Origin of the sequence: Roseomonas sp. AR75 (assembly GCF_005222815.1) — a bacterium.
In the GTDB taxonomy this organism is placed as follows: domain Bacteria; phylum Pseudomonadota; class Alphaproteobacteria; order Acetobacterales; family Acetobacteraceae; genus Falsiroseomonas.
The window spans coordinates 281,975-295,554 of the sequence record NZ_STGB01000001.1; the positions used below are offsets into that span (position 1 = coordinate 281,975).

Consider the following 13,580-nt stretch of genomic DNA (forward strand, 5'->3'; position numbering starts at 1 on the left):
GATATCCCCATGAGCTCCACCACCGACGAACAGCAGGCGGCAGGCGCCTCATTCGGGGGCGTACAGGCCCGTTCGGATGCACCGATCAACACCGTATCCCGGATCTCCGTGCGGAACCTGGATTTCTTCTACGGCACGAGCAAGGCGCTGAAGGCCATCAACCTCGAGGTGCCAGACCGGCAGGTCACGGGCATGATCGGCCCTTCGGGGTGCGGCAAGTCGACCCTCCTGCGCGTGCTTAACCGCATGTACAGCCTTTATTCGGGCCAGCGTGCCGAGGGCGAGGTTCTCATGGACGGCCGGAACATGATCGGTCCCGATGTCGACCTGAACGAACTCCGCGCCAAGATCGGCATGGTCTTCCAAAAGCCGACGCCCTTCCCGATGACGATCCATGAGAACATCGCCTTCGGCGTGCGCCTGCATGAGAGGCTCTCGAAGTCGCAGATGGATGAACGGGTGGAGTGGGCGCTCTCCCGTGCCGCGATCTGGGGCGAGGTGAAGGATCGGCTGCACACATCTGCCCTGGGCCTGTCGGGCGGCCAGCAGCAGCGCCTCTGCATCGCGCGCACGATCGCGGTGCGTCCGGAAGTGATCCTGTTCGATGAGCCGACCTCTGCCCTTGATCCGATCAGCACCTTGAAGATCGAGGAATTGATCGACGAACTGAAGCGCGACTTCACCATCTGCATCGTGACGCACAACATGCAGCAGGCTGCCCGGTGCGCCGACCAGGTCGCGTTCTTTTATCTCGGCGAACTGGTGGAGGTGGCGCCCGCGGCGCAGATGTTCACCGCGCCGCGCGAGAAGCGAACGCAGGAATACATCACCGGCAGGTTTGGCTGAGGAGCACGCTGCGATGCCGATGGAACAGCCGGATCACATTGTCCGCTCTTATGATGAGCAACTGCGCAGGCTGCGTGACATGGTCGCGCGCATGGGCGGTCTGGCGGAGCGCCAGGTGCATGATTCCACCCAGGCGCTGGTGCGCCGCGATGCCGCCCTCGCTGCGGAGGTGGTCGCCCGCGACGCCGCGCTCGACCAGATGGAGCGGGAGATCGAGGCCTTCTCCGTTCGGCTTCTCGCTCTTCGCCAGCCGATGGCGTCCGACCTTCGGTTCATCGTTGCCGCCATGAAGGTGAGCCATGATCTGGAACGGATCGGCGACTATGCGCGCAACGGCGCGAAGCGCGGGGTGGTGCTGGCGCAGCAGCCGCCGCTCGGCAGCCTCAACGGCGTCCAGCGCATGTCGCTCATGGTGCAGGAGAACCTGAAGCTTGCGATCGACGCCCTCGTCAATGACGACGCGGAGGCTGCAAGCCGCGTCTGGGCAGCCGACGAACCGATCGACACCGTCTACAACGGTATATTCCGCGAGATGGTGACGCACATGATGGAGGATCCCCGCAACATCACCGCGGCGATCCACATGATGTTCATCGCGAAGAACCTCGAACGCATCGGTGATCACGCGACGAACATCGCGGAGACCGTGCACTACGCGGTGCGCGGCGACAGCCTGCCGGATGAGCGACCGAAGGCGGACGTCTCGGCCTACGCCGTCGTCCGACCGCCTGAGCAGGCCTGACGCAGCGCGGAATCCAAGCCATGCCGGAAAGCTCAGGCAATCTTGCCAAGCCCACAATTCTCGTCGTCGAGGATGAGGCGCCACTGCTCACGCTGCTGCGCTACAACCTGGAGAAGCAGGGGTTCCGGGTGGAGGAGGCGGCAGATGGTCAGGAAGCGCTGCTGCGGGTCGCCGAGGCGAAGCCTGACCTGATCCTGCTCGATTGGATGTTGCCGGCACTGTCAGGCCTCGAGGTGTGCCGCCAGATCCGGCGGCGCCCGGCGACGCGGGATCTTCCCATCATCATGGTCACGGCCCGCACCGAGGACCAGGATGCTGTGCGGGCGCTGGACACCGGCGCGGATGACTACATCGCCAAGCCCTTCGCGATGGAGGCATTGCTCGCGCGCATCCGTGCGCTGCTGCGGCGGTCGGGCGCGGTGCCGGTCAAGGGCCGGCTGGTTTGGCAGGACGTCGTGATGGACCAGGACGCGCATCGGGTGACGCGGGGTGGCCGCGCGCTTCATCTCGGCCCGACCGAATATCGTCTGCTCGAGTTCTTCCTTCAACATCCTGGCAGGGTCTTCTCGCGCGAGCAGTTGCTCGATGCGGTCTGGGGGCGGGATATCCATGTAGAGCCGCGCACGGTGGACGTGCATATCCGCCGCCTTCGCAAGGCAGTGAATGGCGACGGCGAGGGGGACGTGATCCGGACGGTCCGCTCGGCCGGCTACGCCCTGGATGTCGAGTGATTCGCCACCGGTCGTCGCACCCGTGCGTGAAGGCCCGCCATGAGCGCGATCCCGACGACGAGCAAGCCGATCGCGGCCGGCTCTGTTACGGCGACGAGGCCGGAACAGCCTCCGGCAACGCGCTCGGTCGTCGGAAAGCCGCCGCTCAGATTGCCATGCGCGATGCAGGTCACGCGCGTGTCGTTGGAGGCAAGATCGGAAAAGCCGATCTCGTAGTCATAGGCGACAGGGTTCAGGGCCCTGGATTGAGCGGCCCGAACACGCCTGCGGCCAGGGAGAACTTAGAGACCAACGCGACGTAGTTGCCGAGCGCGATCGCGGTGTTCAGCGTCGCGGCGCTTCCCGCAGCCGGCGCATCCGCCGAAAACAGCAGATCGGCGGCATCGAGCGTTCCGTCGTCCTGATAGATCCTGAGGCTCGGCCTCCCGATCTTCACCGGACTTGTCAGTTCGCTGATGGTGATCTCGATCGGGCCGGATGCCTGCACCTCGAAATAGAAGCGATCTGCGGTCGTGAGGATGCCGTTCGTCTCGATGGCGCCTGCTTCCACGATGACAGCCCGGGCTGGCTGTGCCGATACGGCAAGCAGGCCGGTAGCCAGCAGCGCGGCCGCCAGACATGCGCGCGATGCCATCCTTCCCTCCCTTGGCGACGTGCGGCGCCGGGACAGGTCCTGCGGCCGCGTGCGGATCATACCGTCGCGACGCCGCCCGCGAGACCGATCGTTCTTGTCCGGACTTCACAGCCGCGTCAGCGGCACCATCAGGTTTCCGGCTCCTCGATCCGGTAGAGCGGCACGAGCGCGAGGCGGCGCAAGGCGTTGCGCGCCAGTGCCTCGATTTCGCGCCGGTCCGTCGTGTCCGGGTCGACGGTCATCCAAGCGGTTGCGAGCCGTCGCCAGAACACGGAGAGATCCACAAGTCTTTCGCGGTAGCGCTCCTGCTCCCGGATGAGCCGTGTCGGAGCCTCGAGCGGCAATGGCTTGCGCATTGCGGCCACGGCTTGGGCGAGAATCGTTTCCGCGGTGCGACGCGGACGACCGATCTGTGGCAGCAGGGCGTCCAGCGCGCGGGTCAGCAGGTCGCCGGCCCAGCGGCGATCGGCGCCGAGCGATTCCCGTGTCCGGCGCAGCATCTTTTCCATCGAGGCATAGTCGGGCTGCGTGGCCGCGGCGGCCAGCACGCGGGCATGCGCATTGGCGAGTTTCTGGAGACGGCGGGCGAGGGGGGCCATCGTGCCCATGGCGAAGCCCCCCTGCGTGATGCAGTGGGCTACGGCAGATTCGAACATCGTCGGGCCGGGTGGAATCCTGCGCATGGCCTCGGCCAGGGCCTGCCCCTCTTCGCCCGCCGTCGCGGCAAGCCGGTCGACCAATGCGCTGGTCGCGGCGTAGAGGTGGTGCTCCTCCGGCAGTTCCGGATCCTCGTCCAGCAATGCGCCGGGTAGCGTGTCGCCAGGCTGGATGCGCTCCACGCAGCGCAGCGCCGCCGGTACGAGCCGGAGAAGGCGGAAGTCGCGGGTGCCCGGTGCGATATCGAAGATCCGGTGCGCACTCTCGATGTCGACGACCATGCGAAGATGAGCGAAGGCGCGGATCACGCCGATGCCGCCCCCGGCGTCGCGTTCGAAAGCCAGGCCGGGCTCGTTCATCCAGTTCGCCTCGAACTCGAAGCGCGTTGGGGGCCACGCCTCACCATCCGCTACGCCTGGGATGCGCACCGGGTCGAATCGGTGTGGGTCTGGCAGCCGCTCGGCCGTCGCCGGTGGCATGAAGGCGCTGGGATCGGGAGCGGCAGCCGTGTTCGACACGGTCTCACTGTGGCGGGACAAGGGTTAACGCTCCGTCGCCGAGACCCGGATTGACGGGCGCCTCCCGGCCGGGCGAGGTAGCGGCTCACGACTTCCGGAGCCAAGCCTATGCGCCGCCGCGCTGCCCTTGCCGCGATCGCCGCTGTCCCGCCCGCCCTCCTGGCTGCCTGCGCCCCGACCAGCCCGCCGGACGGCAACCTGGCGCAGCAACCGGTCCGGGTGGTGTTCTTCCAGGAGGACAGCGTGGATGTGACGCCCACGGCGATGGACGTCATCCAGGATGCGGCCCAGGTGGCCAAGCGGTTTCCGAATGCGCCGGTACGGGTCCTGGGCTTCATCGCGCCGGACCCGGTCAATGCGCCGACTGTCGTGCAGGCCCTACGGCTCTCCCGCGTGCGCGCCGACCGGGTGGCGGCGGAGCTTGTCCAGCTCGGCGTCTCACGCGATCGCGTCCAGATCCGCGGCCGTGGCACGGCGGATGTGGCGGACGCCGCAGTCGAGGCCCGGCGGGTCGAGATCCATATCGGCCCCAACTGAGGCACGTCTTGGCCCGGCGTGGAATGCGGATGCGCTTGCCAGGCTGACGCGAGGCCGTGGGCATGGCATCGGGTGACATGCCTTATGACGGCCGATTCGACGGCGACCCCTTCAGTGTTCTGGCGCGTGTCTTCGGGCATGCAGGCTTTCGCGGCCGCCAGGAAGAGGTCGTTCGCCACGTGGCGGATGGCGGTTCGGGCCTCGTGCTCATGCCGACCGGGGGTGGCAAGTCGCTCTGCTACCAAGTGCCGGCGTTGTGCAGGCCCGGCGTGGGAATCGTCGTCTCCCCCCTGATCGCGCTGATGGAGGATCAGGTCGCCGCACTGCGCCAGCAGGGGGTCGCTGCGGCGGCTCTGCATTCCGACCTGCCGGAAGGCGAGGCCCGAAAGGTGCTGGCGGAACTGCACGCAGGCGACCTGAAGCTCCTCTACGTTTCGCCAGAACGCCTGACGCTCGAAGGCACGCTCGCGCGGCTGGATACCCTGCCCATCGCGCTGTTTGCCGTGGACGAAGCGCACTGCGTCTCCCAGTGGGGGCACCATTTCCGGCCGGAATACCGCGGGCTGGGCGTTCTCGCCGCCCGTTTTCCGCGCACCCCGCGGCTTGCTCTGACGGCAACGGCGGACCCGCGTACCGTCGAGGATATCCGGGCCCAGCTCGGGCTTTCCGACGCTCCGGTTTTCCGCGGCGGCTTCGACCGACCGAATATCCGCATCGAGGCGCGGCCGCGCGAGCAGGAGCGTGCGCAGCTGCGAGCCCTCCTCCGCGAGCATGCGGGGGCGTCGGGCGCCGGCATCATCTACTGCGGCAGCCGGGCGCGCACCGAGCAGACCGCTGAGTGGCTGCGGGGTGAGGGACAGGATGCCCTGGCCTTCCATGCCGGCATGGAGGCAGCGGACAAGCGCGAGGCCCATCGTCGCTTTGCGCGCGGTGACGCCGTCATCATGTGCGCGACGATTGCCTTCGGCATGGGCATCGACCGGCCCGATGTCCGCTGGGTGCTGCACCTCGACCTGCCGCGCAGCCCCGAGAGTTGGTACCAGGAAATCGGTCGCGCCGGGCGTGATGGTCTACCCGCCCATGCGCTGCTGCTCTACGGCGCCGGCGATATCGCCCTCGCGCGGCATCGGGTCGAGGAAAGCTCCGCGGCGCCGGAGCAGAAGCGCATCGAGCGGCAGCGATTGGAAGCTATGGTCGCGATCGCCGAATCCGCGACATGCCGGCGCGCTTTGCTGTTGCGCTGCTTCGGCGAGGAGCCGCCCCAGGACTCGGCTGGCTCTGTCGTGCCATGTGGCAATTGCGATGTATGCCTGTCGCCGCCCAGACTGTTCGATGGCACCGTGGCTGCGCAGAAGCTGCTGTCTGCTGTATTGCGCACCGGACGCCGCTTCGGCGTGGGACATGTCGTTGACGTGCTGCGCGGCCGGCTGACGGAGAAGGTGGCGCAGTTCGCGCATGACCGGCTGCCGACTTTCGGTGTCGGCAAGGACCTGTCGGATGCGGCATGGCGCGGCGTCGCTCGACAGCTGGTCGCCCACGGCGCGCTCGACGTCGCAGTGGAAAATCACGGCGAACTCGTGCCGACGGAGGCTGCCCGCCCGATCCTGCGGGGCGAGGAGAAGCTCATGCTGCGCGCCGACGTCGCGCGCCAGGCCGCGCCTTCGCGCGGCGGCCGCGTCGGTGGCGCGCCTGCCTCCGGCGATCCACTCTTCGAGAAGCTCAGGGAGTGGCGCCGCGCCGAGGCACAAGCGCAGTCCGTGCCCGCCTATGTCATTTTTCAGGATCGTACGCTTGCCGAAATCGCGACGGCGAGGCCGCGCAGTCTCGACCAGCTTGGTGCGATACCTGGCGTTGGTCGCACCAAGCTCGAACGCTACGGCACCGCCGTCCTGAAGGTGTTGCAGGACTGACCAGCCGCTGCCTTCACTGGCCCATGAGATTCAACCAGTGGTAGAAAAACTTGTAGCGAAAGCAATCCCGCCAAAGGGTTGCCACTCGCGCCGCTACGCTGAAACGGGAGAAAGCCTGCCCTCCGCGACGTTCAGTTGGCGATCATGGAAGCGCGCGACGGCCGGCCGATGCGCAATGGACAGCACGGCCGTCTCGGGCATCCGTTCGCGCACGAGCCTGTAGAGCGCCTCCTCTCCTGCGGGGTCGAGGCTCGCCGTCGCTTCGTCCAGGAAGAGGAAACCCGGCTGGACCAGGAGTGCGCGCGCAAAGGCCAGGCGTTGCTGCTCCCCGCCCGACAGCCGGCGATCCCAGCTGTCTTCCTCATCGAGCCGGTCGACGAGCCGCGACAGTCCGACGGCTGTCAGGGCGTCGCGGATCGCCGCCTCGGGTACGTCTTGCGCGTCGAGGGGATAGCAGACGGCGCGCCGCAACGTCCCGAGGGGGAAATACGGCCGCTGCGGGAGGAACAGCGCCCGTGCGCCTTCGGGCACCGTGACCACGCCGCGTCCGAAGGGCCAGATGCCCGCGATGGCGCGGAACAGGGTGGACTTGCCGCTGCCCGAAGCGCCGGTGATCAGCACCGCTTCCGCGCGGTTCAGCCTGAGCGAAGCATCCTGCAACAGGATGCGGCCATCCGGCAGCGCCAGCGTCACGCCATTCACCACGACTGCACCGTCCGCCCCCGACTGCGTCTCGACGCCCGTATCGGTCCGCCGCGCCGTCGCGATGGCCCGATCGAATGTGGTCAGCCGTTCGACAGTCGCGCGCCACTCGGTGAGGCGCGCATAATTGTCGACGAACCAGGAGAGCGAGCCCTGCACTTGGCCGAAGGCGCTCGAGGTTTGGATCAGCCCGCCGAGAGGTATGCGGCCGGCGAAATAGGCCGGTGCGGCGACGACGATCGGGAAGATCGAGGCAACCTGCGTGAAGCCGGCCGTGAAGAAGGTCAGGCGCTTCGTGGCGACCATGATGGCCCACCAGTTCTCCATCAAGGCGCGGAAGCGCGCTGTCAGGCCGCGCTGCTCATCGGCCTCGCCGCCATAGAGGGCGACGCCTTCCACGTTGTCGCGCACGCGCATGAGCCCGTACCGGAAGTCCGCCTCGACGCGCTGCTGGAGAAAGTTCAGGTCAATGAGTCGCCGGCCGATCAGATGCGCCAGCCATGTGCCCAGCACCGAATAGAGGATCGCGACCCAGACCATGTAGCCGGGGATGGAGATCCCCAGGACCTCCAGGGGGCCGCTCAGCGACCAGAGCACGAAGATGAACGAAAAGAGGGTGACGACGCTGTTCATCAGCCCGAGCCCCAGCGTCAGCGTGTCGTCCACGAACAGGCGGATATCGTCGGCGATGCGCTGATCCGGGTTGTCGGTGACCGGATCGGTCAGCGCGATGCGATAATAGGCGCGGTCCGCCAGCCAATCGGCGAGGTAGCGTTCCGTCAGCCAGCGGCGCCAGCGGATCTGCAGCGCCTGGCGCAGATACAGTTGATAGACGGCGATCAGGATGTAGGCGGCCGCGACGAGACAGAAGCCGGGAAACCAAGTGCCGTCCGCTTCACCTCCCAGCAGCAGGAGTGACCAGAAGGTCGCACCGTCCTTCTGCTCCAGCGCATTGTAGAAGGCGCGCTGCCAGTAGGTCAGCACGACGGTCATCCCGACAAGCGAAAGGTTGAGCACGATGACCGCCGCGAGCAGCGCCACGCCTCGCCCGCGCTCCGAGCTCGACCAATAGGGCCGTGTCAGGGCCCAGGCATCGCTCAGGAAGTGGCCGACGCGTCGCATGTGTCTTGTCCTGCGGAAGGGGCGCCGTCAGCGGGCGTTCTGCAGCGCGCGCGTGAAGGCGCCGCGCCAGTCGGCGATTCGGCGCGCATTCACACCGAAGTCGGAGTAGCCGAGCAGGCTGCGCGAATAGAGGAACAGCCCCGTTCCGCCGGGCATCGCGCGAACCTCGCCATTGATGAGATCGGGAAAATTCGCGATGCGGGAGCGCGCGACCCACTGGGCCTGATACCGGTCCGGCCATTCGGCCATGCGCCAGACTCGCTCCATTCCATCGCCAAGATTTCGCAAGGCGCGCCAGGCGGCATCCAGCGACACAGGGAGCAAGGGTGCCGCCTCGTGGCGCTCCGCCGTAGCGCCAGGCGGGCAGGCGAGTGCAGCGTTCGGCGAGGAGGGCAGTCGGAGCGAGTCGAAGTCGATCGGTGCGGGCGGCGGAAGTCCCGCGGTGCCGCGGCCAAGCAGCAGATCGAACATCGTCAGTCCTCCTTCGCGGATGGATGGATGCGCAGGCGAATGACGCCGCGTATCTCTGCGCCAGGATCCACGGGCTTACCCTTGCGTAGCACATCGATCTTGCCGGCTTGCGCGAGCCGGATCGCGGCGGAGCGGACCGCGCCAAGCAAACTGCGCCATCCGGCTTCATCCGTTGCAAGGGCTCGCGCAACCTCGCTCGGACAGACGGACTTGTCGCCGCCGCGCGTCAGTGTCTGACGCAGGATCTCTGCCTCGATTTGGTCGCGTGCGATCATCTTGGCCTGTTGCGGTGGATCGTCATGGGACGAGCCATGTGCATTGCAGCGCAGCGTCATCCCGCCAGGTGAACAGGGCGCGTCGGTGGCCGCCTGCCGAGAGGTGGAGCCATTCGAGCCGGTCGAACCGGATGCAGAGTACCCGAAAATGGGCTCGCCCCATCTCGGGATCGGTAGGCGCTTGGGGTGGCTCGGGCACCGGTGAGCCCGGGGTGCGCTCTGTCGCGTAGCACTTCCGGGACGCCGGCCGGCTTGCACGCCATGCGCCCTCCACGATCCCGTCGTTCGAATGCACCGTGCACCGGCCGGTCAGCCGCAACTGCAGGGCCGCGACCGCATCGTAGAGATGCACCGCGCAGCGCGGCTCCCGCAGAAGCGACGCGACCTTGCGGGATCGGGCGTCGGTGTGGAGGAGCACCACGCGCTGCGTCCCGTCGAAGCCCCGCAGCACGACCGTGCGTATCTCGGGCGCCCCGTCGAGCCCGGTCGTCGCCAGTGTCGGTGTATGGAAGGCGCAACGCCGGTCCTTCACGCCTGCCGCGAGACGCCGGAAGGCCTCGTCGAGGCACGCCGGCAGTGTCGCCGCATGCGTCATCCGCCGCCAGGCCCAGCGCTGCCGGCAAGCACGGCGGCCATGGCGGCGCCGCTGTCCACGGCCGCCTCCGCCCTGGCGGCGATGCACCAGTCGCCCGCTGCGCCAAGTTTCAGCGCGGGGTCCCACAGGCAGGGAGCGCCGAGCGGCGTCTCCACCAGCGCATATCGCCAGCGATGCGCCGCAACATGCAGCGGCTGCGGCAGGCCGCCGCCGGCGAGGGCCGCGAAGGCGGCGAACAGCGCCGAGGCGACTTCCGGCGCCTCGTCCTCAAGGTGCTCGCGGGACCATTCGGGCCCGGCCTGCACCACCCAGCATTCGCGGTCCGCATCCCGCCCCGGCTTCGAACTGTCGCGCGCCGCCCAGGTGATGACGCCGCCTGGCATGCGCATCGAGTCCGGCAGAGGCAACCGTTCCTCGAAGGCTGTCATCAGTGTCCAGCAGGGCGCCATCCGGACCTCCGCCACCACGGCGCTGAGATGCGGTGCCGGCCCGGCCAGGAGCGCTGCCGCCTGTGGCGCAGGCACGGCCAGGATGACCGCCTCGAACGGTCCTTCCTCGGTCGGTGCCTGTTCGGGCCGGAGGACGCGTTGCCGCGCCCTGACCGGGACGTGACGAAGGCGCCAGGCACCAGGCTCGCCGACGATCTCGACGACTTCGTGCGAAACGAGGAGGTCGAGACCCTGCGCCAAGGCGCGCGGGATCGAGGACATGCGCGGGAATCCGACCTGGCGGGTCTCATCGGGCCAGGGTTGGGCGTGGGTTGCCTGCAACGTGGCACGGAACAGCGTGCCGTGCGCCGTGAGGAACTGGGCGCCATGGTCGAAATCGAGGTTCTGCCCATCCATCTCGACCCGGCGCGTCGCCATGCGCCCGCCGGCAGCCCGACCCTTGTCGATCAGCCGGACGGCAATGCCGTGCGCGGCAAGCGTCTTCGCACAAGCAAGACCGGCAAGGCCGGCCCCGACGATCGCAACCGAACCGATGGGCATGGCGCGTATATGGCGCCTGGCGAGGCCGACGGGAAGCGCCTAGCGCTGTCCGTCCCAGGCGGAGATCTCGTCCTGCCGCAGTCCGCCGACCCGGGCGTGCGGGCGTGGCCCGGTGGTCATGGCCAGCGCGAAGAGGATCTCGTCCGGTCGCGGCGCGTCCGGAACGACGCAGGTGATGCCGTCGAAATGGCTGCGGACATAGGCGGCGTTGCGGTGGTGGATGGGGATGTCGAGCACGCCGCCCATCGGTCCGACCTTGGTCATGGAAGGCACTATGGCGAGCGCCTTGCCGAGCAGCCCGCGCATCGCATAACCGCCGGCGACGTGCCAGAGCGCCCCATGTTCCAGTTCGCCCGCGGATCCCACCAGCCCGCCCTTGCCATAGGCCTCGACCGCATCCGGGTTGCCGCCCAGCCCGGCGAGCAGCCTTTCGGCGACCATGAGGCCGATCGGCTTCATCGCCTCCATCATCCACATCAACTCAGGCTCGTAGCGCCCGGCGAACGGATTGCGCAGGATCACGGCGCACCAACCCTTCAGGATCGGCCTGGCCAGGACCGGGCCGCCATCGTGGCGCGTTTCCTCAACGTGGATGGCTGTCTTGCGGATGATGAGCTCCTGAGTCATGCGGCCCTGACCTGAAGAATTGGCCTGCCGGTCAGGCGGAACTGTCCGGCCAGGCGGAGTGCGGCGGCGCGGATCAGCCCATTGCCGACAAAGGATGCGGCGCAGATGAGCCCCGCGGTGAGGGCATGGGCTATCTCGTCAGCCGCGAGTTGGCCGACCTCCGTCGTGACGAGGCGGTCACCGAGGTCGCTGTCAGGATCGAGCGAGCAGGCCGGCGCACGGCTTACGGCGGGACTGTCCAGCGTGACGGCATTGGCGATCAGCGTGGCGGCGGCGTCTGCTGTCGCGGCATCGCGCGCGAGCACGGTGACCGCATCGGCGATGCCGAGCGACATCGATCGCCCATGGCGGCCGGAGGTGGCGATACCGCCTATGCCATCGGCGTGGCCGACCGTCAGTGTCGCGTCGAAGGTCGGGATTGTGCCGGACGGATCGTGGCCGACCATGCCCAAGGTCAGCACCTCTTCCGGGCTGACGAACAGAGCGACATCGCCGCCATCGTTGACGAAGGCTTTCGTCATCGCTGGCGCCGCGATCCGCATCGCCGCCAGCAACTCATCCGCAACCGCGCCCGCCACCGCAGCCATCGGGGTCAGCCAGGCGCCGCTGCGTGCGAACGGGATGCAAGCCGCGTGCATTCGCCGAGCGACCGGCCCATGCAGCAGGCCGCGGTCGTCGATGGCGCGGCGCAGGTCCGGCAGTTCGGCGACCAGTTCCTGCAGGATCGTGGCGAAGCGTGCACTCGCGGCGCGCTCCGCGGCTTGCACTTCCTGTGCGCTGCCCCAGGCGCGCAACACCACGTCGATCGGGCCGTGCTGCAGATGCAGGCGCTCTCCCGCCAGACGTTGCGCGATCATGGCTTCGCGAAGGGCCAGGGGTTGCCGGCGATCCAGCCCTCGACGCGGAGCTGGCCCCCGAGGCCCATCAGCAGCTGCTCGACCGGGACGATCTCGCTGATGTGGCCGCCGAGTTGCGCGTAGAGCGCGCGAGACAGCGTGAATTCGATCGGTGCGACGAGCGCGGGCGTGGGCACGTAGCCGAAGGCATTGCCGGGAAAGCGCAGCACATCGGCCATGATGGTGATGCCGCCGCCAGGCCAGAGGTAGCACGGCGCGCCGCCCATGGTGACCCGCACGCCGCCAGCGGCGACCGCGCGTGTCAGCAGCACCGGATTCTCCGTCACGCCGGCGCGCAGCGAGCCGCCGGCACCAGCCATGAAGATCACGGAGCAGAGCGACGGCTCGCAGTTTTCCCCGATGCGGTCCACCACGCGGCGGACTGCCTCGGGCATCGGCGCTGGAACCGGCCTCAGGCGCTCGTCCAGCACGCACCACAGGGCATGATCGCCGGTGGTGGAGGTCATCAGCAGCCTCAAACCGGGCCAGGCGATCTTCGGGTCGATGCTGTCGATGATCTCGAGCGGATCGGTGATGTCGGTCCCGCCCCAGCCGAGGCCAGGGCTGGCAACCTGGAAGTAGCGACCCGGCGTCGACCTGCGTCCGCGCACGCGAATGCCTGCCGGCGGCATGCCCAGCACCTTGCCCGCCTGGTGCTCCGACAGCACCCCCGTGATGTGATCGTCGACCACGATCACCTCATCGGCCTGTCCGAGCCACTGCTGCGCGAAGATGCCGACCGTGGCGCTTCCGCAGCCGACGCGCATGCGATGTTCCGGCGTGCCGTCCACGATCGGTGCATGACCCGCCTGGACCACCACCTCGTGCCCGCCATCGATGGTCAGCGTCACCGGCTGCGCCGCGCAGAGCGCGAGCAGCGTCTCGCAGGTGACGCTGCCTTCGCGCTTGGAGCCGCCTGTCAGGTGGCGCACGCCGCCGAGACTGAGCATCTGGCTGCCGTATTCCGCGGTGGTGACGTGTCCTATCTGCTCGCCCTTGGCACGCACTGGCGCAGACTCGGGACCGAGGTGGCGGTCGGTGTCGATCTTCACCTTGACGCCGCAGTAGCTGAAGATCCCCTCCGTCACGACCGTGACCGTGTCCACGCCGTCATGCTGGCTGCCAACGATGAAGGGCGCCGGCTTGTAGTCGGGATAGGTGGTGCCGGCCCCGACCCCCGTGACGAAGGCTCGAGCCGGATCGAGCAGAGTGCCGTCCCACGCGTCGTTTGCGAATGCGACGAGCGGTGCGCCGGTTTCGACAGCATGCGCCAGCGTCAAGGCCGGGTCCGTGCGCACCAAGTGACCATTCTCATTCGCGTAGCGGCT

General features: G+C 68.0%; 15 protein-coding genes. 5 read left to right on the forward strand and 10 right to left on the reverse strand.

Annotation, left to right across the window (positions count from 1 at the left end; all coding sequences use genetic code 11):
• Positions 1-3 precede the first annotated feature (3 nt).
• Genes pstB through phoB form a run of 3 tightly spaced genes read left to right on the forward strand, consistent with a single transcriptional unit; the run spans position 4 to position 2,319 of the window.
• Complete coding sequence (gene pstB, locus E4T13_RS01220) at positions 4-846, forward strand: phosphate ABC transporter ATP-binding protein PstB (RefSeq protein WP_408906387.1); 843 nt, start codon at positions 4-6, stop codon at positions 844-846.
• A gap of 13 nt (positions 847-859) precedes the next feature.
• A complete protein-coding gene (gene phoU / locus E4T13_RS01225) occupies positions 860-1,588 on the forward strand; it encodes a phosphate signaling complex protein PhoU (protein ID WP_137176419.1) in 729 nt (242 codons plus the stop codon).
• Between the two features lie 20 nt (positions 1,589-1,608).
• Entirely contained in the window at positions 1,609-2,319 is a 711-nt protein-coding gene (gene phoB, locus E4T13_RS01230) for a phosphate regulon transcriptional regulator PhoB (RefSeq protein WP_137176420.1), read from the forward strand.
• Between the two features lie 232 nt (positions 2,320-2,551).
• On the opposite strand, the gene E4T13_RS01235 is transcribed toward phoB, so the two are convergent.
• Both E4T13_RS01235 and E4T13_RS01240 read right to left on the reverse strand, forming a co-directional pair.
• Positions 2,552-2,953: a hypothetical protein gene (locus E4T13_RS01235; protein ID WP_137176421.1), complete on the reverse strand. Its 402-nt coding sequence runs from the start codon at positions 2,951-2,953 to the stop codon at positions 2,552-2,554.
• Positions 2,954-3,081: 128 nt separating this feature from the next.
• Positions 3,082-3,969: a hypothetical protein gene (locus tag E4T13_RS01240; RefSeq protein WP_137176422.1), complete on the reverse strand. Its 888-nt coding sequence runs from the start codon at positions 3,967-3,969 to the stop codon at positions 3,082-3,084.
• Positions 3,970-4,236: 267 nt separating this feature from the next.
• On the opposite strand from E4T13_RS01240, the gene E4T13_RS01245 reads away from it, so the two are divergent.
• Together E4T13_RS01245 and recQ are read left to right on the forward strand one after the other, a co-directional pair.
• The gene (locus E4T13_RS01245) at positions 4,237-4,665 is read left to right on the forward strand and encodes an OmpA family protein (RefSeq protein ID WP_137176423.1); all 429 of its coding nucleotides are present in this window, start codon (positions 4,237-4,239) and stop codon (positions 4,663-4,665) included.
• A 62-nt stretch (positions 4,666-4,727) separates the two neighbouring features.
• Positions 4,728-6,575 carry a DNA helicase RecQ gene (gene recQ / locus E4T13_RS01250; protein WP_240790942.1) on the forward strand — a complete coding sequence of 616 codons (1,848 nt, stop codon included), beginning with the start codon at positions 4,728-4,730 and terminating at the stop codon, positions 6,573-6,575.
• A 93-nt stretch (positions 6,576-6,668) separates the two neighbouring features.
• Here recQ and E4T13_RS01255 read toward each other — a convergent pair whose 3' ends face one another.
• From E4T13_RS01255 to E4T13_RS01290, 8 genes are read right to left on the reverse strand one after another with little or no spacing between them, the layout of a single operon-like run.
• Entirely contained in the window at positions 6,669-8,399 is a 1,731-nt protein-coding gene (locus E4T13_RS01255) for an ABC transporter ATP-binding protein/permease (protein WP_137176424.1), read from the reverse strand.
• A gap of 27 nt (positions 8,400-8,426) precedes the next feature.
• Positions 8,427-8,870, reverse strand: coding sequence for a DUF1499 domain-containing protein (locus E4T13_RS01260; RefSeq protein WP_137176425.1), 444 nt, complete (start codon positions 8,868-8,870; stop codon positions 8,427-8,429).
• Positions 8,871-8,872: 2 nt separating this feature from the next.
• Positions 8,873-9,145, reverse strand: a complete 273-nt coding sequence (locus E4T13_RS01265) for a DUF3253 domain-containing protein (protein ID WP_137176426.1) — start codon at positions 9,143-9,145, stop codon at positions 8,873-8,875.
• Between the two features lie 22 nt (positions 9,146-9,167).
• A complete protein-coding gene (locus E4T13_RS01270; RefSeq protein WP_137176427.1) occupies positions 9,168-9,740 on the reverse strand; it encodes a pyridoxamine 5'-phosphate oxidase family protein in 573 nt (190 codons plus the stop codon).
• A complete protein-coding gene (locus E4T13_RS01275) occupies positions 9,737-10,729 on the reverse strand; it encodes an NAD(P)/FAD-dependent oxidoreductase (RefSeq protein ID WP_137176428.1) in 993 nt (330 codons plus the stop codon). The genes E4T13_RS01270 and E4T13_RS01275 overlap by 4 nt, the downstream gene beginning before the upstream one ends.
• Before the next feature lie 39 nt (positions 10,730-10,768).
• A complete protein-coding gene (locus E4T13_RS01280) occupies positions 10,769-11,356 on the reverse strand; it encodes an amino acid synthesis family protein (RefSeq protein ID WP_137176429.1) in 588 nt (195 codons plus the stop codon).
• Positions 11,353-12,213: a UPF0280 family protein gene (locus E4T13_RS01285; protein ID WP_137176430.1), complete on the reverse strand. Its 861-nt coding sequence runs from the start codon at positions 12,211-12,213 to the stop codon at positions 11,353-11,355. The genes E4T13_RS01280 and E4T13_RS01285 overlap by 4 nt, the downstream gene beginning before the upstream one ends.
• On the reverse strand, positions 12,210-13,550 hold the full coding sequence (locus tag E4T13_RS01290; protein WP_240791024.1) for a 6-hydroxynicotinate reductase: 1,341 nt from the start codon (positions 13,548-13,550) through the stop codon (positions 12,210-12,212). Before E4T13_RS01290 ends, E4T13_RS01285 begins: the two co-directional genes overlap by 4 nt.
• Between the last annotated feature and the right edge of the window lie 30 nt (positions 13,551-13,580).